Here is a 21249-nt window from a genome sequence, read left to right as displayed (position 1 = left end):
CTACATATACCTATTGTGACGATGTTCCAGTGTCCGGCCTGCGGGAGCAGGGAGATCTACAGGGTTGCAGGCGGGTGCATGGGTGAGCTTTACCGGTGCAAGGAGTGCGGGTATTTTGGGGCGTTCATCGTGGAAGTCGATGAAGACCGTTCGCCTGGCAGGCAACGGGGACCGTGATCAGGCTGCAACCGGCATGTTTATGGTGGTTATCCCGCATCCCTCCTCATGGAGCATCTGCATGAGGCTCGGCAGTACCATCACGGCGAAGACACGGCCGTGGTGTGCTCGCTTTGCAATCATCGCTGCACGATACGGGAGGGAAAGCATGGTATCTGCGGTGTCCGGGAGAACCGGAACGGGACCCTGTACGCCCTGACCTACGGGAAGGTGAGTTCGGAAGCCGTTGATCCTATCGAGAAAAAGCCACTATACCACTTCCTCCCCGGAACGCTCTCTTACTCGATCGGGAGTATCGGCTGCAACTTCCGGTGCGAGCACTGCCAGAACTGGCAGATATCGCGGGCGGATTTCACCGGCATAACGCTGCGCGACATATCCCCGGAAGAAGGGGTGCAGAGGGCACTGGCGAGGTCGTGCGCCAGCATCTCCTGGACCTACAATGAACCGACCATATGGCACGAGTATGCCCTTGACATGGGGAGGCTTGCAAAAAAGCAGGGGCTTGCCACCGTGTATGTCACCAACGGGTACATCACCGAGGAAGCGCTGCGCGAGATCGCCCCCGTTCTCGATGCATTCAGGGTGGATATCAAGGCCTTCACCGAGGAATTCTATAAAAAAGTCTGCGGGGCAAAGCTCCAGCCGGTGCTGGACTCGACCGCCCTTGCCAGGGAACTCGGGATGCACGTTGAGGTGGTCAACCTGGTCATCCCCGGTCTGAACGACTCCCCCGGGGAAACCGGGGCGCTCATCCGCTGGGTCGTGGAGCATCTTGGGCCCGATACGCCGGTGCACTTCACCCGGTTCCACCCCGACTACCAGATGCGGGACCGGGAAGCGACCCCGGTGGCCACGCTGGAACGGATCTGCCGGCAGGCGCAGGAGAACGGGCTGCACTATCCCTACGTGGGAAACGTCTTCATGCACCGCTACGAGAGCACCTGCTGCCCGATCTGCGGGGCACTCCTCATCGAACGCCGGGGTTTTTCCGCGGTGAAAAGAAACCTCGCCGGACGCCGGTGCACCGCGTGCGGGGCAGAGATCGCCATCGTAGACCATGTCTGAGAAACCTGGCCGGAGGCCGGCCTTCATCTCCGACAGGATGCTCGGGACGCTCTGCCGGTACCTCCGGTTCATGGGATACGATACGCTCTCGGCAAACAGCCTGCGGGAAGGGAACCGGAAGGAGGACAGCCTCCTCCTCGAGCTGGCCGGCCGGACCGGGAGGACCCTCCTCACGAAGGACCGTGACCTTGCGGAACGGGGAGGTGACCGGGCCTTCCTGGTCATGGGGGCCGATGTCCTCGACCAGGTCAGGGAGCTTTCCAGGGTCGGCCTGGTCGTCCCGGAGATCCGCCTGACCCGTTGTTCGCTCTGCAACCGGCAGCTCCGGCCGGCAACAGAAAACGAGATTGCCGGTGCAGACTATGCACCGCGGAACCGGACCGGTCTCCGGTTCTTCTGGTGCCGGAACTGCAAGAAGCTCTACTGGATGGGTTCTCACGGAGAAAATCTCGAAAAAAGAATAAGGGAAGGTCTCTGATACGGTTCCTAGGAACTCTTTGCTGCCGCGGCTTTCTCGTTGATCTGGGCGCGGCGTTTCAGCCACACCAGCTCCTTGTCCTCCCATCCGAAATTCTGCATGGGCAGGATCTCGACTTCGCGGGGAACAGATGCGGTATCCGTGCCGCTGGGGACAACGAGGATCTTCTTCGGGTTCGCCAGCGCTGGTATCGGGTCGGTCCTGCTCATGTCAGAGAGGATGTCGCCGGTCCCCGGAGCGACGATCCGGTCAAAGGAGACCAGCACGTGGGCCCCTTCTGTCCGCCCCAGGATCCGCCTCCATACGACGAATCCCTGCTTCGCTCCCACTGTCTTTGCCGCTGGCTTGATCTGCCATCCGTCAACGCTGGGATAGAGTTTCCTGAGCTCCTTTCTTACAAATCCGTGCATGATGTCGTCATTGGATCCCATGGTCAATCACGGCAAGAAAGAGATTGACGCCGGATGGTAAAACTGTTTGGTTTACCTCATTTCATCCCCGGCGGTGCACCACAGGGTTTTTAGGCGGGATCTTCAATAGTATGGTGGCTGGTGAACAATGGACGCACAAAATGGGAGCGATCCCCGGGATACTGCAGGGCACTGGCCGGGATGCACGTCCCTTGACCATCCATCGCTCTTCATCAACCGCGAACTGAGCTGGATCGCCTTCAACAGCCGGGTCCTCGAGGAGGCGATGGACGTGAGCCATCCGCTCCTTGAGCGGGTGAAGTTCCTTTCCATCTTCTCGAACAACCTGGATGAATTCTTCATGATCCGGGTCTCAGGTCTCCAGCGGCAGGCAGCACGTGGGGTCCGGGAGGCCCCTCCCGACGGCATGGGCCCGGCACGGCAGCTTGCCGAGATCCACCGGGCCCTCGGCCCCCTCCTCCACCGCCAGACCGGGGTCTGGCACCAGGATATCATGCCAGCGCTTGCCGCCCGCGGGATCCGGGTGCTCTCCTGCAACTCCCTCGATCCCGGGCAGCGGGCAGCCCTAGGCGATATGTTCATGGCCGGGATCTACCCGGTCCTCACCCCGCTGGCCTTTGACACCTCCCACCCGTTCCCGTTCATTTCCAACCTCTCCCTCAACCTTGCGGTTACCGTGAAGGATCCCGGTTCGGGAGAGGAGCATTTCGCCCGTCTCAAGGTGCCGACCAGTCTCTTTCCAAGGCTGATCGTGGTCCCCTCCGGGGAACCGGGAACGACCAGGGGCACGGGGGAGACCTGCCTGGTCTTCCTCGAGGACCTGATCGCTTCGCACCTGGACACGCTCTTCCCGGGTTTCGAGGTTGCCGAAGCATACCCGTTCCGCGTCACCCGTGACGCGGATTTCGAGATAGAAGAGGACGAGGCAGGAGACCTCCTCACTGCCGTTGAAGAGAGCGTAGAGCAGCGGCGGACGGGATCACCGGTGCGGGTCGAGGTTGCTGACGGTATGCCCGGTCCGGTTTGCGACCTGATCGGGAAGAAACTCGGTCTCCCCAGCTCGACATTCTACCGGTTAAAGCCCCCGCTCGGCCTGGCGGATCTCTCCTTCTTCTCGTCGCTCGACCGGCCTGACTTGAAGGACACCCCGTTCATCCCATCGGTTCCTGCCGTCGTGGAGGAGCACAACGGCCTGTATCCTGCCATCAGGGAGCGGGACCTCCTGCTCTTTCATCCGTACGAAAGCTTCATGCCGGTCATCGATTTCCTCCGGCAGGCAGCGCGTGACCCGGAAGTCCTGGCCATCAAGATCACGCTCTACCGGGTAGGGAAGGACTCGCCGGTCATCGATGCGCTCCTCGAGGCCCGCGAGAACCGCAAAGCCGTTGCCGCCGTGATCGAGCTCAAGGCCAGGTTCGACGAGGAGAACAACATAACCTGGGCACGGGCGCTGGAGCGGGCGGGAGTCCACGTAGTCTACGGCCTGCCCGGGCTCAAGGTCCATGCCAAGATCTGCATGGTGGTCAGGAGGGAGAAGGACGGGATCCGGACCTATGTCCACATGAGCACCGGCAACTACAACGTGCAGACCAGCCGGGTCTACACCGATCTCGGCTATTTTACCGCCGACCCTCAGACCGGTGCCGATGCGGCCGACCTCTTCAATTCACTCACCGGTTGTGCACGGATATCATCGTTTCGAAAGCTCCTGGCCGCGCCGGCCGGGATCAGGTCCGGGATCCTCTCCCGGATCGATCGCGAGATCGTGCGGCACAGCGAGTCGGGAGACGGCCGGATCATCTTCAAGCTGAATGCCCTGGTCGACCGGGAGTGCATCACCGCCCTGTACCGCGCATCCCGGGCCGGTGTGAAAGTCGACCTCCAGGTCCGTGGGATCTGCTGCCTCCGGCCGGGAGTCGCGGGGATATCGGAGAACATCACCGTTACATCGATCGTCGGCAGGTTCCTCGAACACAGCCGTGTGTACTACTTCCGGAACGGTGGCAACGAGGAATTCCTCATCGGGAGCGCCGATCTCATGCCGCGGAACCTTGACCGGCGGGTGGAGATCCTCTTCCCGGTATCCGATCCGGGCATCTGTTCCGGTCTCCGCGACCTGGTCATCCCCATACACCTCAGCGACAACGTGAAGCTGCGGGTGATGCTACCGGACGGGACATACCGGCGGGCGATCCGGGAAGAGGGGGTGCCGGTGGTGAATGCACAGGAATGGTGCGTCCGGCACCGGGGGGCATGGCAGCATGGCCAGGCCGCCCGCTGACCGGGGATCGCAGGACCAGGCGGCCACGACCTGCCTGTATGGGCTGCAGTACATCAGGGAATCGTGGCAGGCACTGGTCAGGGAGGCGGAAGGGGCGAGGACCGGAGACGATCCCGAGCATGTCCACCGGATGCGGGTCGCCTCCCGGAGGCTCCGGGCAGCGATGCCGGTCTTCAAGTCCTGCTTTCCCCGGAAAAAATACCGGTTGTGGCAAGAGGAGATAAAATCCATCACCGCCTCGCTTGGCGAGGCCCGGGACCTCGATGTCCAGGTTGCATTTATCGGGGAGTATCTCGGCAGGCACGGGTATGACTGCCCGGAGGGCGGAAGGCCGGCACCGGGAGCCTGCCCCCCGGACATCGCGGCCCTGCTCCGGGACCTGCGGCAGAAACGAAGGAGCGTCCAGCCAGCAGTCGAGGCTGTGGCGGTATCGCTGGGGGAGGGCGGGGCCCTCCATGGGTTTGGCATGGCGCTGGCCAATCCCCGGCCCGGCACCAGGGGCCGGGATAAGCCCGGGAAACTTGCCCGGAAGGCGCAGAAGACCATCTCCTCCCGTGCTGCCGGTCTCCTGGCGTATGACCCGGCGGTATATGACCCGGACGCCGTCACCCGCCACCACGAGATGAGGATTGCTGCAAAACGGCTCCGGTACACCCTCGAGATTTTCAACCGTCTCTCCGGCGGGGCACTCAAGACGGCCATCCGCAGGATCCGTGCGATCCAGGACGTCCTTGGCCAGGTGCACGATTGCGATGTGTGGATCGGGTACCTCCCTGCGTTCATGCCTTCCCAGGAACCGGGACCTGCCGGGGACCCCAGCATCCCAGTAAGAGATCCTGCCGCGATCCCGGCCCTCCTGGAAGACCGGGCCCGGGAACGTGACCGGTTATACCGGGTGTTCGTAGAGATGTGGGACCGCCTGAAGGATGACCGGTTCTTCGAAACGCTGGAGGAGGCGGTCCGGCACCTGCCGGAAATGCCTGGCAGGTGACCCGGGAGAGCGCTTCCGGGCAGGCCTGGAGACGGGAGCACACCTGGGCCCCCTGCCCGTTCTGTCCCTGGCAAAAGGATATCTCTCTTCAAAAACAAACCAGTTCCCTGGAACAGCCTGGTTTCGCGGGAACAGCGCCATGATTGTGCTCGGAATAGACCCCGGCCTGGCCATTGTCGGGTACGGGATACTCGAGGTGGAGAACGGGCGATCGCGGGCGGTCTGCTATGACTGCATCCGTACCTCGGGCCGGGAGAAAGGAACCCCGGAGCGCCTGGAAGAGATCTACCGTGGCATATCCGACCTCATCCGGCACTACCGGCCGGCCTGGCTGGCCATGGAGAAGCTCTTCTTCTCCCGGAACGTCACCTCGGCCATGAATGTCTCCGAAGTGCGGGGGGTCATCCTCCTCGCTGCCTGCCAGAACGGGGTCCCGGTGGCTGAATATACCCCAAACCAGGTCAAGCAGGCGATTACCGGGTCCGGGAAGGCCGACAAAAGACAGATGCAGGAGATGATCCGGCGGTTGCTGGATCTCCCGGCAATACCGAGACCCGACGATGTCGCCGACGGCCTCTCCGTCGCCCTCTGCCATATCCATGTCATGAGGTCTCCATGATCGCGCAGCTTTTCGGGGAGGTCGTATCCACCGGCGAGGGCTCGGCGATCATCGAGACCGGCGGGATCGGGTTCGAGGTGAGGATGACCGGCCCGGATCTCCGCCTGCTGGCCGGGGCTCCCCGGAAGGTCCGTGCGTATACCCTTCTCGTGGTCAGGGAGGACGAACTGGTGCTGTACGGGTTCCTCCACCCGGCCGGTCTTTCGATGTTCCGCATGCTGATCGGCGTCACCAGGGTTGGCCCGACCCTTGCCCTTTCGGTCCTCTCCCAGATCAGTATCCCGGAGTTTGCCGCTGCAATCCTTGATGAAGATGAGAAGGTGCTCACCAGGATATCGGGGATCGGCCAGAAGAACGCCAGGCGCCTCATCCTCGAGCTGAAGGACAAGCTCCGGAAGAAAGCGGTGGAGTTCGAGGGTACCGCGCCGGCCGGGACCGACCCGGTCCGGCGTGATGCGGTGAGCGCGCTGGTGGCACTCGGCTTTGCGGAGCGCGAATCGAGGGCAGCCGTCGACCAGGCGCTGGCAGCTGACCCATCCCCGAAGGTTGCTGAAGCAGTCAAGGCCGCGCTGGCCGTCCTCAGGGAGCAGTAGCATGGAGGAGGGCATCGTCTCCCCAGCGCTCCGGGAAGGCGAGGTCGAAGAGCCGGGGATCCGGCCGGGCCGCCTCCCGGACTTCATCGGGCAGGACGCGATCAGGGAGGCGCTTGCCATCGCCATCGATGCGGCCAGGATGCGGAATTCGCCGCTCGACCATGTCCTCTTTTCCGGGCCTCCGGGTCTGGGCAAGACCACGCTTGCCCACATCATCTCCCGGGAGCTGGGAAGCAATATCCAGTGTACCAGCGGGCCGGTCCTCGAGAAGGCGGGCGATCTTGCCGCCATACTCACCCTCCTCGGAGAAGGGGACATCCTCTTTATCGATGAGATCCACCGGCTCCCCACCATCGTGGAGGAGATCCTCTACCCGGCCATGGAGGATTATGCCATAGATGTGATGATCGGCGAGGGGCCGAGCGCCCGGGCCATCAAGATCGATCTCTCTCCATTCACGCTGGTCGGGGCCACCACCCGGGTGGGCCTCCTCTCTTCACCCTTCCGCGACCGTTTCGGGATGGTCTTCCGGCTCAACCTCTATTCCCCGGAGGAGCTGACCCGGATCGTACGGCGCAGCGCGGGCGTGCTTGGCATCCCCATCACCCCCGATGGGTGCGCGGAGATTGCCGGGAGGAGCCGGGGCACCCCGAGGATTGCCAACCGCCTGCTGCGCAGGGTGGGAGACTATGCCCTGGTCCGCGGTGACGGGTGCGTCAGCGGCACGGTTGCGGACCAGGCACTGACCCTGCTCGGCGTTGACCGACTCGGCCTCGATGACATGGACCGGAAAATCCTGTCCGTGATCGTCGACGACTTCGGGGGGGGCCCTGTCGGGCTGAAGACCATTGCCATCTCGATCGGCGAGGATCCACGGACTATCGAGGAGGTGTACGAACCCTACCTCATCCAGACCGGCCTGATCAAGCGGACGCCGCAGGGGAGGGAGGCGACGCCCGCGGCAAAGGGGTACATCCGGCCCTCGTGGTGGTGACAAAGGAAGAGAGCTGTTCGGCCAGGCATTTACACGGCCCGGCCCGTCCCCGGCATCCTGTTATTCAAAAGCCCGGGGCGGGAAGACAGGAACATTATCCCCCGGGCTGCCAGCCCCTTTCGGCGGCCCGTCCCCGGCCAACGGTCACCGCCACCACCAGCCCAAGGCAGGCGACCACCAGGAACGCCAGGAAAAACGACGAGAACTCGGCAATGAAACCGGCGATGAAGGGCATGATGCTCATCCCGCCATAGCTCGCTGCATTGAAGAGCCCCATCACCACTCCCTGGCGAGCCTCTGACGTTGCGAGGAATGCCAGCTGGGCGATCATCACCACCCCGGCAAGGGCTCCCACCAGGATAAAAGAGAGCGGTGTGAGGAACACGAGCATCACCGCACCAGCCATCCCTACCGCTGCAACCCTGAGGGCCGGGATCGGCGGGAGGTGGATACGGGAGACGATCACCACAGTAATGGCAGTCGAGATGCTCATGGCGGCGACAGTCATCCCGAGGACGCCCGGTGACAGGCTGGAGAACTCGGGATACAGCACGGTGAGTGCCCCTGTCGTCCCGAGCATGATAACGGCCGAGAACCACAGCCAGAAATAATCCCCGGCCACCCGCACGAGCCGCTGCAGGGTCTCGCTCACCGTCTCGGGAGGGAGAGCGCGCCCCGGCCCGGGTGCGAGGAACACGCTGGCCACTGCCGGGATGGCGGCCGAAGCGGTGAAGAGCAGGATGCCGGACATCAGCGCACCCGATACCTCGACCAGCCACCCTCCCCCGATCAGGCCCGCCACCAGGCCGATGTTGAGCATGGCCATGAACGTGCCGCTCCCCGCCTCGTGGTCCGGGCGGGCATTGATCAGGGAGAGGGCTGACGGGACGAACAGGCCGGCGCCTATGCCCTCGAGAAGGCGGAAAAAGATGAGGAGGGGCGTGGAAGGGACCGCAGCGATGAGGAGACCTGAGAGGAGGGTGAGGAGAAGCCCGGCCCGGACAAGGGGGATTTCCCCGATGCGGTCGGCAAAGAATCCCGATGGGAGCACCAGCAGGAATGCCCCGAAGAAGTAGGCGGAATAGATCGCTCCCTGGCTGAAGGTGCCGTCACCGAACCCTGCAAGGATGGGGACGATGGCGTTTGAGAGGGCCATCACCGAGAAAACGCCCAGGCACAGAGAGATACGTGCTCTCATATCATCCGGTAGGTTTCAAGGTTCATCGGTGAATGGGTCTCGATGTGGTAGCGCTTGTAGAGCGAGCTTGCGAGATCGATGGTGTTGTTCTCGTCGCCGTGGATGGTGAAGATCTTCTCGGGTTTCGGCTGGACATGCCCGACGTAGTTGATCAGCTGGCGCCGGTCGGAGTGGCCCGAGAAGCCGTCGATGGTAACGATCTCCAGGTTGATCAGGATGGTCTCCCGCCGCCCGATCGGTACCTCCCGCCACCCTTTCTGGATCCTGCGGCCCAGTGTTCCCTCAGCCTGGTAGCCGACGAAGACGAGGGTGTTTCGCTCGTCCTGCGCCAGGTTGCCGAGATATTCCATGACCGGCCCGCCGTTAAGCATGCCGCTCGTGGTGATGATGACACAGGGGTCGCCGTTTATAATCCGCTCCCGGAGGTCGGTCGAGTCGACCGCGACAAAGCAGTCTGCAAGGAAGGGGTTAAGGCCTTCCTTGAAGATCTGGTTGCGGAGATCGCTGTTCAGGTACTCGGGGTACGTGGTGTGGATGGCCGTTGCCTCGCGTATCATCCCGTCGAGGGCGATCTTCACCTTCGGGATCTTTTCCTTCCGGATACCCTCCTCGAGGGCGAGCATGACTTCCTGGGATCGGCCGACGGCAAATGCGGGGATGATGACCTTGCCGCCCCTCCCGATGGTCGTATTCACCGTCTCGTAGAGCTTTTCTTCGGCATCGGCCCGGGGGGGCTGGATATCACCGCTGCCGCCGTACGTGCTCTCCATGAAAAGGGCCTCCAGGCGGGGGAACTGGTTGGTTGCAGGATTAAAAAGCCTGCTCTTGCTGTAGTTGAAGTCCCCGGTAAAGGCGATATTGTAGAGCCCGTCGCCGATATGGAAGTGGGCGATTGCCGATCCCAGGATGTGCCCGGCATTGTGGAACGTGAGCTTGATATCGGGCGCGATATCGGTGACACTCCCGTAGTTGAGCACGATGGAATGCCTGATGTAGCTTTTTACCTCGTTTGAGCTGTAGGGAATTTTACGGTCTTCCTTGGATACCACGTCGAGATAATCGAGCTGGAGCATGGCAGAGAGGTCCCGGGTAGGCGGGGTATTGTAGACCGGGCCGTCATACCCGTACTTGAAGAGCAGGGGCACCAGGGCGCAGTGGTCGAGGTGGGCGTGGGTCAGCACCACGGCATCCAGCTGGGAGAGAGGGTGGATCTCGGGCACGTAGAGGTACGGGGTGTTGTTGCTGTTGTCCGGTTTCTCTCCGCAATCGATCAGCACCCTGCTCTCAGGGGTACTGAGCAGGAACGCCGCCCTGCCCACTTCACGGCAGCACCCGAGCATGGTCACCCTGACCCACTGGTCCCTGCTCATGACATCCCGGTGGATCCTCCTCCCGATGGTCCGCAAAAACGCCTTCCGCTCCTCGTTCACCGAGCGCAGGTACTGGCGTATCTGTTTCACCGTCGAGCTCTCGATGGGCGGGGTCCGGACCACCTTGGGGGTCCAGCCGATATGCCGGGTGATCTCGCGCAGGGTTGCCCCGTTCTTGCCGATGACCACCCCGGGCTTTTCGGCCTCGATCAGGACTTCGCCGGTGTCTGCGTCAAAAAAGATATCCGTTATCCCGGCACTTTCCGGCACGACAGCCCGTATCTCGGTCACCGCCCGTTCGGGGTCTTCGAGCACGTTTGGCCGGACCACGATCCGTTTCCTGAGGTCCCGGGCTAGGATCCTGATGAGGTCCGCTTCATCGGCGAACCGCTTCGGATCATCGGTGTAGATTACGAGCTCGGGGCCTTCAAATTCCACTTCGGATACGGTGATGCCGGATGGCACCTTCTCGTTGATCTTGTCCTTGAGTTCTTTCAACCGTTCTTCAATAAGCATCAGATCATTCCTAAAAAGAGTGTTATGAGGTCGTGGCAAGAGCGTACTTCTTTTCGATCTCCTCGTCGGTGATCTCCAGGTACTCGTCCCTGGTTATCACCACGACATGGATACCTTCGCCTGAACCGGCGTCCCTTTTCATTGCCGCCCGCACTGCCCGTATGGCGAGTGCCACCGCCTCGTCCCGTGGCATCCCTTTCCGGTACCGGTCCTCGAGCACTCCGTAGGCCATGGGCGAGCCTGACCCCGTCGCCACGCTCTCCTCTTCCCTGGTTGCCCCCCGAGTGCATCAACCGAGAAGATGGATGGCCCGGATTCATCGACCCCGCCGACAAGGAGCTGGACGTAGAACGGGAAGACACGGTTGTTGTTCAGGATATTGGAGAGCAGGGTGGATGCCGCTACAACCGACATCGGCCGCCCGCGCCGGATATTATAGAGGCTGCACTCGACGGTCATGAGCCGTGCCATCTGCTGGGCATCGCCGACGCCGCCGGCGGTGGTCATACCGATGCGGTCAGCGATCCGGTATACTTTCTTGGCTTTCTTGCTGGCAATCAAATACCCCATCGTGGCCCGTAGCTCGGTGGCGAGGACAACACCATCTTCAAAGACCAGTCCCACGGTGGTCGTCCCCTTCAGGGGTTCCTGGGCTCCTTCAATCATATATACACCCCAAAATACAGAAAACGCTGGGAAAACTTCTCAAAAGCGCTTCACCACAATACACGTCATAAGAAAATTTAAAGGTTTTTATTGTTCCGGGTGTTGGCAGAGCGCGGCGATCAGGTCGCGGTCAAAGAGCATGGCCACCAGTTTCTTGTCACCGTTCACCACGGGCAACTGGTCAACGCGTCCGCGCTTCATCTTCAGTGCGCACTCGCTCACCTCGGCATTCAGGGGGACGGAGATGACATTGGTGATCATCGCTGACTTGACCGGGCGCTCCGGCAACTGGATGCGGGAGATGCCGTACGAGATGGTGTGCATGTCGCGGATGCTCTCCCATGTCCATTCGTCATCATCGGTCCCGTTCGAGAAATCGCTGATCTCGACCATGTCCTCGATGGACGAATGGCGGATCAGGTCCCGTTCGGAGATGATGCCCTGCAGCCTGCTCTCTGCATCGAGGATGGGGATAGCCTCGAACCCCGATATCTCCATGATCCGGGCGACGAGCGGGAGCGGGGTCTCTTCCCAGAGGGCATAGGTCTGCGAGACGTAGCTGTCCTTGATCTCTTCCCTGATCCGCATCTGGGAGAGGGCATGGATGAGGTTGGCGACCGAGATGAGGCCTACGAGCTCCTCGCCATCAACGACCGGGAGTCTCCTGACATTGTAATCGATCATGAGGCGTGCTGCTTCCTGGACCGGGGCATCGGGACGCACGGTGACCGGGTTGCTGGTCATCAGCAGGCCGAGCTGGGTCTCATCGGACTTCCGGAGGAGGTCTTTCCGGGTGATGATCCCCACCAGTTTGCCGCCCTTCAGCACCGGGACTCCGCTGATGCCGGTCCGTTTCAGTATCTTCAGCACGTCGTCGCGGTTCCCGGGTATCTCGACCCGGACAACCTCACTGGTCATAAAGTCTGCAACGTTCATTTCTGTGAGGGTCTTACCACCATGACCGTTCTAGGACAGTTCGCGACCACGAACGAACTGACGCTCCCGAGCAGGAGCCGGTCAACCTCGCTCTTTCCATGCGATCCCACAACCACGAGGTCTGCGCCGATCTCACCGGCAGCCTTCACGATCTCGTTGCCGGCATGCCCCTGCCGGATGGAGGTCTCGATCCTGACACCCTTTTTTTCAGCCATCTCGCGGGCTGCTTCAAGGGCACGGGTTCCTTCCTGCTCGAGTATGCTGTACATGATCTCCCACGTGCTGTCCATAGGCAGTGATGAGAAGAGACCGGTCTCCACAACATAGATCGCGTGCAGGGATCCTTTCCATATCCGCGCTTCTTCGATTGCCGCCCCCAGCGCCTGGTCACTGATCTTTGATCCGTCTATTGCTACCAGTATGTGTTGGAACATGGGTACCCCCAAAAGAGCTTTTCTATTAATGTAATTTCATGAATTAATAACTCTTTTGAGGATATTGCACGCCCCGGCCCTGCTGGCCAGTGTCCTGACCGGATCGCGGGAGAGCCAGAGGTTGGAATCCCCCGGTGCGATCACCAGGAAATTTGCGGGAGACTTCTCCCGGATGAAGTATGGTCTGCCGGCAAGGGCCGAACCGGCAACGGCGGCCCGGAGCACCTCTTCCGGGGACACACGGTACACGGTGGTGAGAAACGACATCTCCCTCCAGGGATCGGGCTGCACGGTCATGCAGTTGTCGGTCCCGACCAGGAGCGGTACTCCCCGGCGAAGCATCTCCAGTACCGGGGGTCTGTGCGCGCTCCCGGTCACCCCGAACAGCCAGTTCGAACGCGCGCAGACCGCGACCGGGATCGCCTCGTCGGCACACCGCTGCAGGTGCTTCCCCGTGGCATGCGTGCAGTGGACCATGAGATCGGGCTCGTACGAGAGTGCCGCATCGATATCGAAGCGATCCCGTTCGCCGGCATGGAACGCGACCAGCTTCCCGGCATTCCTGGCCCGCGACACCACCTCGTCAAGAGACGGGACATCGCGCACACTGCTTATCCCGGCACCGTCGCCTGCCAGTTCTCCGCCATCCCTGCCAAGGATGAGGGGCCGGCACGGCAACCCCTCCCCGGCACGCCCGAGCGCCTCCACCCCGGCCACCCCTCCTTCCCGGAAATCGGCGAACCCTGCGGTCCCGTACTGGTACATGGCCCCGATGGTGGCGCGCATCGCCGCGACCAGGTCATTTTCCGGTGTTGCAGCAAGGATCCGGTGCTTCAGTCCGTGCGGTGGAGTGACGGTCTCTTCGAGGTCTCCAGAAACCGGGATGTCCATGGCCACGCTGTCCCCTACATGGGTATGGGCATTGAATAGGGCCGGGCATATCCATGCTGCCGGGCTGCCCGAGGTCTCCTCGATGCGGTGGATACGTCCCCGTTCCACCACGATGGTTACATCCCTGGCCAGCAGTTCCTCGTAGAGGAGTGCCCGGCCCTCTACAACGAGATCCCCCGCACCCATGGGTCCTGTCACCGTTTTTATATAGGTTGAAAAGGAGAAATAATCTGGTATGGCAAAGAAATCTGGCGGCAGGCTGATATCGTCTGCCGGCCTGGTCAACTACTACGAGAGCGAGGACAAGCGGGCCATCCACATCAACCCGTACACGGTGATCGCGGTTGCCATTGCACTGTCAGTCCTCGTCATCGTCCTCAACTTCCTATTCTGATCACCCCGGCCGGACCACCCTTTTTTTTGAGCGGGACCAGGTCTTTTGCGGCATCACTATTCTTTCAGCCGTTTCCTGATGATGTCCTCTTCCGGGGTGAAGTAGATGGTATCGTGGCCGTCCCAGTCCGGACAGTTGTGGAAAACCACGACCGGGACCGCGTTGTCGCTTTCCCCCATCACGAAATTTGCAAACCCGGCGATCTCATCGGCGACCGCTTCCTCGGTGATCTTCAGCTCGTGCCCGAACAGGTCGCGGTCCCCCCGGAAATCGCGGATGGCCGGCATGCCGCTCCACCCTATCGCATGCCCGGTCTGACCCCTTCGGAATGACCGGCCGCAGGTATCGGTCACGATCACCCGCACGTCCTTCCCGGTCCGTGCACGGAATCCTTCCCGGAGCTCGGCTGCCGCAGCCATCGGGTCAGGGGGCAGGAGGATGATCTGGCCGTCTTCGATATTGCTCTGGTCGACCCCGGCCCGCACACCGACATGGCCGCAGGGAAGCTCGCAGAGCACGAAGGGATATTCGAGGATGACATCCCGGGAGGAGTCGAGGACCGCCTGGATAAACCTGGGGTCTTCCTTTGTCCCGCCTGCTATCCTGGAGGCCCGCTCACCCGGGACGATGTCTGACAGGGACCGGGTATAGCCTTTCGCTTTTGAATAAACGGAAGAAGCGATACAGACAATATCCCGGTCTGCGAGGACTACCCGCTCTGAGATCAGGGCGCAGAGATCATCGCCCTTTCTGATGAGCGGGAGCCCGCGGACCCCGACGGCGGTAATCGGTTTTTCTCGCATATGTTCTCTCTTGGGTCGCGGTTAATGATAAAGCGGGTGTCTATCCGGGAGGGTCTCAAGGGCCGGCATGGGGCGCAATATATATCCTCCCAGCACGGTAATACCCGGTTAGGATGTACCTCATCATCCGCTGTGGCGGATGCAGGGCTTTCACATATGTCGACCGGTTCCAGCAGTGGAAACTCTGCCCCAATTGCGGGGAGACCATCAATGTCACCGGATCTCCGGTGTATCTCGAAGTCGAGGAGTTCACCATGGCAGAAACCATCATCCGGCAGCTCCAGGCCCACCTTGATACCCGCCGTAAAAAAGACCTCTCTCCCGAAGAAATATCCGCGCTGCGCCACCAGTACGCAGAGTGGCTGAGGAGCCGGGTCTAGGGAACTACCACCGTTTTCCGCATCCCGGGCAGACCAGGGTCACCACCCGTCCGCAGTTCGGGCAGATGAGTCCCTGCCGGGCCCGGTACTCCACCGGTTTTCCGCAGTTCCTGCACAGGATATCGAGTTCGTACCCGCAGGTGTGCCGGAGCATCTGATCTCCCGTGGAGGTTCCTCTGTTAAATAGGTTCGCCTCTCCGCGGGTGGTCATTCCACGGCATACCGCAGCAGGGCGGCAATCCCGCCCAGGCCTTCCAGTTGCTTTCCCGGTTCGAACTCGGAAGAGAAGACCACGATTGCAGCATTCATCAGCTCGGCCCGGTCGATCAGGTGAACGATCCCTTCGTCCCTGAGAAGGGAATCGAGCACCAGGAGCCGTTCACAGGCCCCGTAATCGACTGCCCGTTGCACTTCGGCCCTCCCGTACGCAGCCGGGAGACCTTTGCCGATCCGTCCGAGCAGTTCGTTTATCGTTCTGACCTCGTTGCCAAGCTGCAGGTCCTCGTGGATCCTCTCCAGGACACCCTGGCCGATGACCTCCTGGACTGCTCCCGATCCGATCCTCCGGGTCTCTACCACGATGCAGCGGGCTGCCACCCCGGGGAGCATCGACTGTAGGTACCTCATGAAGTCCTCCTTGACAAATCCCGGCCCGGCGACCACCAGGGGGCCCGTTATCGATGAGAGGTGGGAGGCCACCCGGGCAAAGAAATCCTGGCGGGTGCCCAGGCCCGACTCCTTTCCGCTCCCTGCCGTGCAGGAAAGGACCCCTTCGGGTCCGAACTGGCGGATCCTGAAGAGTTCTGCATCCCCCTCCTCGATGGCCAGGATGTGGACCGCTTCGTATATCGAAGTCCTCACTGCCCGGTCGACCCGTTCGAGCTCGACCTGCCGCCAACGCTTGATAACCGAGATCTCGTACCCCGGCTCGATGTTCAGGGTATGGTGTGCGCCGGTCTCGGGGCCCTGTTCGATCACCCCGTGGATGCGGAGCCGGTTGGCGAACTTGTGGAACTCGACCTTGCCGACACGTATCCCGAGACGTACCGGTCGTTTCTCGGCCTTTTCAGGCCGTATGCGGTCTGGGGGCGTCTCGACCGACCGCAGGGTGGTGGCAAAGACCAGGTCGCCGGGACCAACCAGGTGGGAGAGGTGCCAGAGGTCGTCAAGGCTCTCGGGAAAGAGCCGTATCTCCCCAAACGACCTCTGGAGTTCTCCCGTTTCGGCTTTCATCTCTCCACCATATCGGACCCGCCCGGCGGGACGAACGCAGCGATCGATTCTGCCGAGAGCACGCCCTTCAGCCCCTTCGCCTCATCTCCGAGCCGGTCCCGCAGGACCCGCAACAGCTTTCTTGCGATATCATTGGGCTCGAACGTGCCGGGCCTGAGGGTGACGAAGAGGTCTGTCCTGGCCGATACCGCGGAGGGAGGCCCCCCGATCACCGCGATCTCGGGCTCACGCTGCAGTCCGATGGCAACGGCAAGCGGGACGTCCCGGTAGTAGTCCCGTTCCCCCCTCACCACGAACGAGCCCCGGCCGATGTACTCCCCGGACTCCGGAGTTTTGCTCACCTGGGCAGGCCTGACCGCATACACATCCGCGGAAAAATGGCCGCTCCGCCATGCGCCCGAGTACGAGGCGGCAAACTGCGCCACTTCGTCCATCCGCCCGGTCGCCCCCTTCACGATCACCACGCTTGCGCCATGGACGTCGGCATGGACAAAAAGATCCCCTCCTTCCATGTACTTCCTGACCAGCTCCTCGTTCTGGGAGGCATCTTTCCCGCCGAGAACCAGCACCCCGTCGCTTGTTGAAAACCAGCGGAAGCGGTGGTACCACCGTCGCTTCATGACCGGGGCCTGGACCGTCTTCTTCTTGGCTTCCGCGACCACCGGCCGCTCCATTGCCGCCCGGGCCCCGGCAATCTTCTTCTTAAGTTTCCTGTTCGCATCATAGTAGCGTCCGATGCTTGCCTCGAGGCCTTCACGGACAAAAAGGGTGACCCGCTCCCCGATATCAACGTCCACCGACGCTTCTGCAGGGTTGACGGAGAGGATCCTTGTTGCCGGGCCGGAATGCTGGGCGGAAAGGATTTGCGCGATCTCCTGCCACGACTTTGTACTGCTGGCCCTCTCCAGCGTGTTGATGATGTCCTGGAGGAGGGGGTACGACCCGTACATCAGTTCCACGATCCTCTCGTTCCGGGCAACCCGGCCCTCGTACCGGGCGAGCAGTTCGGCCTGCCGGGCGCGGATACGCTCTTGCCTGCCCTGTTTCTCTGCGACCTTCACCGCAGCCGTCTCCGGTGCCGGGACAGGCGGATAGAACCGGTCCAGCGCCAGGTTGAACGCCGGGATCCCCTCTGCCGCGGCAGGGGCTTTTCCCCCTGCGGGCAGGACTGCATTCCCCTGCCTGAGCGGGGCAATCTCCTGTTCCGCTTCACGGATAAGCCGGTGGAGTTCCCGGTACAGGACACCGGCATCCGCCTCCCGTGCCGGGATGGTCTTGTCGATCCCGGCCCTCCTGCATAGCTCTTCGGCATACGCTCCGCCCAGCATGACCCCCACGGCAAGGGCCCTGACCAGGTCCCGGTCTTCTTCCAGGAGGTACCGGCTGAACTCTTCGGGCGAAAAAGTGGAAGGGTCCGGGGGCGGAAAGACGTACGGCACGCCGGCCACCACGTCCCGTTCCCGGAACCGCTGGGGGCGCATCGGCTGGATGATGGTGTAGTGCTGGTCGCAGAGTACCACGTTTCCTTCATCGTAGAGTTCGACAACGAGGTGGTACTCGGTCCCGCGCTTCCCGATATCGAAGGTAACGATCCGCTGGATGCCGTGCTGCTTGATGGAGAGGACCCTTCCGCCCGAGATATGCTTGCGCAGGAGCATGGCAAACGGCGGTGGAAATTTCGGGGGGTGGGGGAGGGCGCTCGTGAGGTGGGCACGCTTCCCGCTCTCGATGAGCAGGAAGAACCGGGCACGTTCCCGGCCATGGAGACGGAACACGAGGAAGCCGGGAGGGACCAGGTAAACCTTGGCGATCCAGAGCGGAAGGAGACCGGCCCACTCCGTAACCACCGCCCGGAGATCGATCCCGCTCATACCCTCGCGTGTTGCCATGGGGGATACCAAATTAGATATGAGGCAACGACCTAAAAATAGGACTACTAGGTGTCGTGATGAGTGCCGAAGAGATGGAGGATAAACCGGTCATTACGGGCAGGAAAACTCCTGAAGAGAAGAGCGCGGAGCACCTCCAGCGGATCCAGCGGTCCCTGGTTGCCTGTGTGATGGGGATCGTGACCGGGACAATATCCTTCCTGGCAATCGACCCTGCCAACACCCTCGGGTTACAGAGCCATACCCTCCTCGCCCTGGTCATCATGGTTGCAGGGGTGGTGGTCCAGCGGCATATCTTCCAGGCCATGCGTCTTGGGCCGGCATCGCTTGGGAAAAAGGACTGGTTCTACCAGGGGTTCATGACCTTTGCCTTCTGGTTCATAACCTGGACGCTCCTCCTGACCGGCACATTGTCGTGATCCCAGCATGCGGATAGCGGTCGTCCACAAGGATCGGTGCCACCCGCGGAAATGCGGTACCGAGTGCATCCTCTACTGTCCCAGGGTGCGGACCGGGGACGAGACGGTTGTTATCGGCGAGGACGGAAAAGCGGTGATATCCGAGGAGCTCTGTGTCGGGTGCGGGATATGTATCAAGAAATGCCCGTTTGAGGCAATCGATATCGTCAGCCTTCCTGAAGAGCTCGAGCAGCCGACCCACCGGTACGGGGTGAACGGGTTTGCCCTGTACGGCCTTCCGATCCCGGTCGAGGGGAAGGTGACCGGCATCCTCGGGGCGAACGGGATCGGGAAGAGCACGGCGGTCAAGATCCTGTCCGGCCAGATGACCCCGAACCTCGGGATGTTTGAACGCACGGCCGGGTGGGAAGAGGTGCTCAGGCAGTATGCCGGGACCGAGCTCTTCGAGTACCTGCTTACCATCTCGACCAAAAAGCTGAAGGTGGCGGTCAAGCCCCAGTACATCGATTACATCCCGCGGGTCTTTTCAGGAACCCCGGGCGAGCTCCTCGCATCCACAGACGAACGGGGCAGGCTTGGGGACTACATTGCCGCCCTCGGTCTCGGACCGGTCCTCGGTTCAGATATCGCGACCCTCTCGGGGGGAGAGCTCCAGCGGGTGGCCATCGCCGCCTGCCTTGCCCGCGATGCCGATTTCTATTTCCTCGATGAGATAACGCCGTTTCTCGATATCTACCAGCGGATGGCAGCGGCACAGCTCATCCGGAACCTTGCAGCGTCGCGCCCGATCGTCATCGTTGAACATGACCTGGCGATCCTCGACATGCTGGCAGACACGGTGCATGTTGCATACGGAAAACCGGCGGTGTTCGGGGTTATCACCCAGCCCAAGGGGGTCAGGGTGGGGATCAACCAGTACCTGGAAGGCTACCTCCCGGAAGAGAACGTCAGGTTCCGGGAATACCCGGTGGTTTTTGAGAAACGCGCCCACGAGAAGCAGGCACGACGGGAAACCCTCCTCGAGTTCCCGAAGATGGAGAAGAGGTATGACCGGTTCCACCTCAGGGTCGGGGCCGGGGATATCCGGGCCGGGGAAGTGCTCGGCCTGGTCGGGGCAAACGGGATAGGGAAGAGCACCTTTGCACGGCTGCTCGCCGGCGTTGAAGAGCCGGACGGAGGCCCGGTCGAGTTGAAGGCCCGGGTCTCCTACAAGCCCCAGTACCTCAAGGCCACCTCATCCGATACCGTTGAATTTTTCCTGCGGCAGAATACCCGGATCTTTGACACCCCGGTGTACCAGCACGACATCATCGAGCCGCTTTTCCTGGCCCCTCTCCTCCAGTCCCCGATCGATACCCTCTCGGGGGGAGAGCTCCAGCGGGTGGCCATCGCTGCCTGCCTGTCCCGCGATGCCGACCTCTACATCCTGGACGAGCCGAGCGCCCACCTGGACGTAGAGCAGCGGGTCCGGATAACCAGGATGTTCCGGCACCATGCCGATGGCCGGGAAGCGGCAATCCTCGTCATCGACCACGACATCTACCTCATCGACATGATCAGCGAGCGGGTCCTTGTATTTGACGGTGAACCGGGTATCACAGGTGAAGCGACCGGCCCCTTCGGGATGCGTGAGGGCATGAACCGGTTCCTCTCCCGGCTGGGAGTCACCTTCCGGAGGGACCGGAGCGGGAGGCCGCGGATCAACAAGCCAGGGTCCTACCTCGACCGCGACCAGAAGGCGAGCGGCGAGTTTTATTATTACACCGAGGATTCCGGATAAAGGCCCCTGGATGACTTCCGGCATGGTGGCAGGTCAAACAATAGCCTGATGCATAAAAAAAAGATGAAATGCCTCAGACATTAAAAAAAAGGGTTATTGGTCCCCTACTCGATCTTCCACTCTTCTTCGGACATCTCCTCCTGATCCATGCGCCTTTTAAGGACGATGGCGACGATGACTCCCACGATGATGATTGCCACGACAACGATGATCCAGAGATAGGAGGGGGTCCCTCCGGTTGGTTGGACAGGGATCGGGGCGGTGGTCGGCGTGGTTGTCGGTGGTCTCTCGGCAAAGAGGGCAAAGATGCTGGTATGGGTGATCTTGGCACTCACCGCGCGTGCGCCCGGGTCGACCGTTGCCGGAATGTCTTCCCATGCTGAGGTGGCCGGGTTGTACCACTTGAGGAAGAGGTGCCGGTCCTTGATCCCTGCCCAGTCTTCTCCCGAGACCATGATGGTCAGGGTGATATAGGGATCGAAGGATGCGCCGCTCGGTTCTATCTCGTAGGCGTACCCGGCATAGGAGTATTCTGCGCCGGCCGCGACCGGTGGGACCCCGGAGTCAGGTATCCTTTTGATCGAGAGGGAAAGGAGCGGTTCCCCGAGTGACGTGGTCGGCCTGACTCCTGCCAGCATCGCGATTATACCGGTGTTGTCCGGGGAGGCGATGGTGACCGACTGGGAGAGGGCGAGGTCCGAGTTCAGC

Annotated in this window: 22 protein-coding genes and 1 pseudogene; 12 read left to right on the top strand and 11 right to left on the bottom strand. The window is 61.7% G+C overall.

Annotated elements, in window-relative coordinates; genetic code table 11:
• The first annotated feature begins 21 nt into the window (after positions 1-21).
• Genes IPI71_02260 through IPI71_02250 form a run of 3 tightly spaced genes read left to right on the top strand, consistent with a single transcriptional unit; the run spans position 22 to position 1723 of the window.
• Positions 22-177, top strand: a complete 156-nt coding sequence (locus IPI71_02260; GenBank protein QQR71366.1) for a transposase — start codon at positions 22-24, stop codon at positions 175-177.
• A gap of 48 nt (positions 178-225) precedes the next feature.
• Positions 226-1245 (top strand): AmmeMemoRadiSam system radical SAM enzyme, encoded by a 1020-nt coding sequence (gene amrS, locus IPI71_02255; protein QQR71365.1) that lies wholly within the window; start codon positions 226-228, stop codon positions 1243-1245.
• The gene (locus IPI71_02250) at positions 1238-1723 is read left to right on the top strand and encodes a hypothetical protein (GenBank protein QQR71364.1); all 486 of its coding nucleotides are present in this window, start codon (positions 1238-1240) and stop codon (positions 1721-1723) included. Before amrS ends, IPI71_02250 begins: the two co-directional genes overlap by 8 nt.
• 8 nt (positions 1724-1731) lie before the next feature.
• Here the strand turns inward: IPI71_02250 and IPI71_02245 are convergent, their stop codons facing one another.
• Positions 1732-2154, bottom strand: coding sequence for a hypothetical protein (locus IPI71_02245; protein ID QQR71363.1), 423 nt, complete (start codon positions 2152-2154; stop codon positions 1732-1734).
• A 127-nt stretch (positions 2155-2281) separates the two neighbouring features.
• On the opposite strand from IPI71_02245, the gene ppk1 reads away from it, so the two are divergent.
• The 5 genes from ppk1 to ruvB all read left to right on the top strand — a co-directional run bounded on the left by ppk1 (position 2282) and on the right by ruvB (position 7632).
• Complete coding sequence (gene ppk1, locus IPI71_02240) at positions 2282-4435, top strand: polyphosphate kinase 1 (GenBank protein QQR71362.1); 2154 nt, start codon at positions 2282-2284, stop codon at positions 4433-4435.
• Positions 4374-5426: a CHAD domain-containing protein gene (locus IPI71_02235; GenBank protein QQR71361.1), complete on the top strand. Its 1053-nt coding sequence runs from the start codon at positions 4374-4376 to the stop codon at positions 5424-5426. The genes ppk1 and IPI71_02235 overlap by 62 nt, the downstream gene beginning before the upstream one ends.
• Positions 5427-5565: 139 nt before the next feature.
• Positions 5566-6045: a crossover junction endodeoxyribonuclease RuvC gene (gene ruvC, locus IPI71_02230; protein QQR71907.1), complete on the top strand. Its 480-nt coding sequence runs from the start codon at positions 5566-5568 to the stop codon at positions 6043-6045.
• Positions 6042-6638: a Holliday junction branch migration protein RuvA gene (gene ruvA, locus IPI71_02225; GenBank protein QQR71360.1), complete on the top strand. Its 597-nt coding sequence runs from the start codon at positions 6042-6044 to the stop codon at positions 6636-6638. Before ruvC ends, ruvA begins: the two co-directional genes overlap by 4 nt.
• 1 nt (position 6639) lies before the next feature.
• Complete coding sequence (ruvB, locus tag IPI71_02220; protein ID QQR71359.1) at positions 6640-7632, top strand: Holliday junction branch migration DNA helicase RuvB; 993 nt, start codon at positions 6640-6642, stop codon at positions 7630-7632.
• A gap of 94 nt (positions 7633-7726) precedes the next feature.
• Here the strand turns inward: ruvB and IPI71_02215 are convergent, their stop codons facing one another.
• The 6 genes and pseudogenes from IPI71_02215 to IPI71_02190 all read right to left on the bottom strand — a co-directional run bounded on the left by IPI71_02215 (position 7727) and on the right by IPI71_02190 (position 13829).
• On the bottom strand, positions 7727-8830 hold the full coding sequence (locus IPI71_02215; protein QQR71358.1) for an MFS transporter: 1104 nt from the start codon (positions 8828-8830) through the stop codon (positions 7727-7729).
• The gene (locus IPI71_02210; protein ID QQR71357.1) at positions 8827-10716 is read right to left on the bottom strand and encodes a beta-CASP ribonuclease aCPSF1; all 1890 of its coding nucleotides are present in this window, start codon (positions 10714-10716) and stop codon (positions 8827-8829) included. The genes IPI71_02215 and IPI71_02210 overlap by 4 nt, the downstream gene beginning before the upstream one ends.
• Positions 10717-10738: 22 nt before the next feature.
• Positions 10739-11382, bottom strand: a pseudogene (gene psmB, locus IPI71_02205) (archaeal proteasome endopeptidase complex subunit beta).
• A gap of 87 nt (positions 11383-11469) precedes the next feature.
• Complete coding sequence (locus IPI71_02200) at positions 11470-12318, bottom strand: CBS domain-containing protein (GenBank protein ID QQR71356.1); 849 nt, start codon at positions 12316-12318, stop codon at positions 11470-11472.
• On the bottom strand, positions 12315-12752 hold the full coding sequence (locus tag IPI71_02195) for a universal stress protein (GenBank protein QQR71355.1): 438 nt from the start codon (positions 12750-12752) through the stop codon (positions 12315-12317). Before IPI71_02195 ends, IPI71_02200 begins: the two co-directional genes overlap by 4 nt.
• A gap of 36 nt (positions 12753-12788) precedes the next feature.
• The gene (locus IPI71_02190; GenBank protein ID QQR71354.1) at positions 12789-13829 is read right to left on the bottom strand and encodes an amidohydrolase family protein; all 1041 of its coding nucleotides are present in this window, start codon (positions 13827-13829) and stop codon (positions 12789-12791) included.
• A 49-nt stretch (positions 13830-13878) separates the two neighbouring features.
• On the opposite strand from IPI71_02190, the gene IPI71_02185 reads away from it, so the two are divergent.
• On the top strand, positions 13879-14037 hold the full coding sequence (locus IPI71_02185; protein ID QQR71353.1) for a preprotein translocase subunit Sec61beta: 159 nt from the start codon (positions 13879-13881) through the stop codon (positions 14035-14037).
• A 56-nt stretch (positions 14038-14093) separates the two neighbouring features.
• On the opposite strand, the gene IPI71_02180 is transcribed toward IPI71_02185, so the two are convergent.
• Positions 14094-14840, bottom strand: coding sequence for a coenzyme F420-0:L-glutamate ligase (locus IPI71_02180; protein ID QQR71352.1), 747 nt, complete (start codon positions 14838-14840; stop codon positions 14094-14096).
• 113 nt (positions 14841-14953) lie between these two features.
• On the opposite strand from IPI71_02180, the gene IPI71_02175 reads away from it, so the two are divergent.
• A complete protein-coding gene (locus tag IPI71_02175; GenBank protein ID QQR71351.1) occupies positions 14954-15220 on the top strand; it encodes a DUF1922 domain-containing protein in 267 nt (88 codons plus the stop codon).
• 4 nt (positions 15221-15224) lie between these two features.
• Here IPI71_02175 and IPI71_02170 read toward each other — a convergent pair whose 3' ends face one another.
• The 3 genes from IPI71_02170 to IPI71_02160 are packed head-to-tail and all read right to left on the bottom strand — an operon-like array spanning position 15225 to position 18342.
• Entirely contained in the window at positions 15225-15374 is a 150-nt protein-coding gene (locus IPI71_02170; GenBank protein QQR71350.1) for a DNA helicase PriA, read from the bottom strand.
• Between the two features lie 53 nt (positions 15375-15427).
• A complete protein-coding gene (locus IPI71_02165; protein QQR71349.1) occupies positions 15428-16453 on the bottom strand; it encodes an mRNA surveillance protein pelota in 1026 nt (341 codons plus the stop codon).
• Positions 16450-18342: an NFACT family protein gene (locus IPI71_02160; protein QQR71348.1), complete on the bottom strand. Its 1893-nt coding sequence runs from the start codon at positions 18340-18342 to the stop codon at positions 16450-16452. Before IPI71_02160 ends, IPI71_02165 begins: the two co-directional genes overlap by 4 nt.
• A 59-nt stretch (positions 18343-18401) precedes the next feature.
• Between IPI71_02160 and IPI71_02155 the strand changes: the two genes are divergently transcribed.
• Both IPI71_02155 and IPI71_02150 read left to right on the top strand, forming a co-directional pair.
• Positions 18402-18761, top strand: coding sequence for a hypothetical protein (locus IPI71_02155; GenBank protein QQR71347.1), 360 nt, complete (start codon positions 18402-18404; stop codon positions 18759-18761).
• A 7-nt stretch (positions 18762-18768) separates the two neighbouring features.
• Positions 18769-20541 (top strand): ribosome biogenesis/translation initiation ATPase RLI, encoded by a 1773-nt coding sequence (locus IPI71_02150; GenBank protein QQR71346.1) that lies wholly within the window; start codon positions 18769-18771, stop codon positions 20539-20541.
• Positions 20542-21249 lie beyond the last annotated feature (708 nt).

Origin of the sequence: Methanolinea sp. (assembly GCA_016699325.1) — an archaeon.
In the GTDB taxonomy this organism is placed as follows: Archaea; Halobacteriota; Methanomicrobia; order Methanomicrobiales; family Methanospirillaceae; genus UBA9949.
This window is presented reverse-complemented; position numbering and strand designations above follow the sequence as displayed.

Coding starts and splice junctions, on each gene's coding strand:
- IPI71_02260 (QQR71366.1), top strand. CDS start 22: ATGTTCCAGTGTCCGGCCTGCGGGAGCAGGGAGATCTACAGGGTTGCA.
- amrS (QQR71365.1), top strand. CDS start 226: ATGGAGCATCTGCATGAGGCTCGGCAGTACCATCACGGCGAAGACACG.
- IPI71_02250 (QQR71364.1), top strand. CDS start 1,238: ATGTCTGAGAAACCTGGCCGGAGGCCGGCCTTCATCTCCGACAGGATG.
- IPI71_02245 (QQR71363.1), bottom strand. CDS start 2,154: ATGGGATCCAATGACGACATCATGCACGGATTTGTAAGAAAGGAGCTC.
- ppk1 (QQR71362.1), top strand. CDS start 2,282: ATGGACGCACAAAATGGGAGCGATCCCCGGGATACTGCAGGGCACTGG.
- IPI71_02235 (QQR71361.1), top strand. CDS start 4,374: ATGCACAGGAATGGTGCGTCCGGCACCGGGGGGCATGGCAGCATGGCC.
- ruvC (QQR71907.1), top strand. CDS start 5,566: ATGATTGTGCTCGGAATAGACCCCGGCCTGGCCATTGTCGGGTACGGG.
- ruvA (QQR71360.1), top strand. CDS start 6,042: ATGATCGCGCAGCTTTTCGGGGAGGTCGTATCCACCGGCGAGGGCTCG.
- ruvB (QQR71359.1), top strand. CDS start 6,640: ATGGAGGAGGGCATCGTCTCCCCAGCGCTCCGGGAAGGCGAGGTCGAA.
- IPI71_02215 (QQR71358.1), bottom strand. CDS start 8,830: ATGAGAGCACGTATCTCTCTGTGCCTGGGCGTTTTCTCGGTGATGGCC.
- IPI71_02210 (QQR71357.1), bottom strand. CDS start 10,716: ATGCTTATTGAAGAACGGTTGAAAGAACTCAAGGACAAGATCAACGAG.
- IPI71_02200 (QQR71356.1), bottom strand. CDS start 12,318: ATGAACGTTGCAGACTTTATGACCAGTGAGGTTGTCCGGGTCGAGATA.
- IPI71_02195 (QQR71355.1), bottom strand. CDS start 12,752: ATGTTCCAACACATACTGGTAGCAATAGACGGATCAAAGATCAGTGAC.
- IPI71_02190 (QQR71354.1), bottom strand. CDS start 13,829: ATGGGTGCGGGGGATCTCGTTGTAGAGGGCCGGGCACTCCTCTACGAG.
- IPI71_02185 (QQR71353.1), top strand. CDS start 13,879: ATGGCAAAGAAATCTGGCGGCAGGCTGATATCGTCTGCCGGCCTGGTC.
- IPI71_02180 (QQR71352.1), bottom strand. CDS start 14,840: ATGCGAGAAAAACCGATTACCGCCGTCGGGGTCCGCGGGCTCCCGCTC.
- IPI71_02175 (QQR71351.1), top strand. CDS start 14,954: ATGTACCTCATCATCCGCTGTGGCGGATGCAGGGCTTTCACATATGTC.
- IPI71_02170 (QQR71350.1), bottom strand. CDS start 15,374: ATGCTCCGGCACACCTGCGGGTACGAACTCGATATCCTGTGCAGGAAC.
- IPI71_02165 (QQR71349.1), bottom strand. CDS start 16,453: ATGAAAGCCGAAACGGGAGAACTCCAGAGGTCGTTTGGGGAGATACGG.
- IPI71_02160 (QQR71348.1), bottom strand. CDS start 18,342: ATGGCAACACGCGAGGGTATGAGCGGGATCGATCTCCGGGCGGTGGTT.
- IPI71_02155 (QQR71347.1), top strand. CDS start 18,402: ATGAGTGCCGAAGAGATGGAGGATAAACCGGTCATTACGGGCAGGAAA.
- IPI71_02150 (QQR71346.1), top strand. CDS start 18,769: ATGCGGATAGCGGTCGTCCACAAGGATCGGTGCCACCCGCGGAAATGC.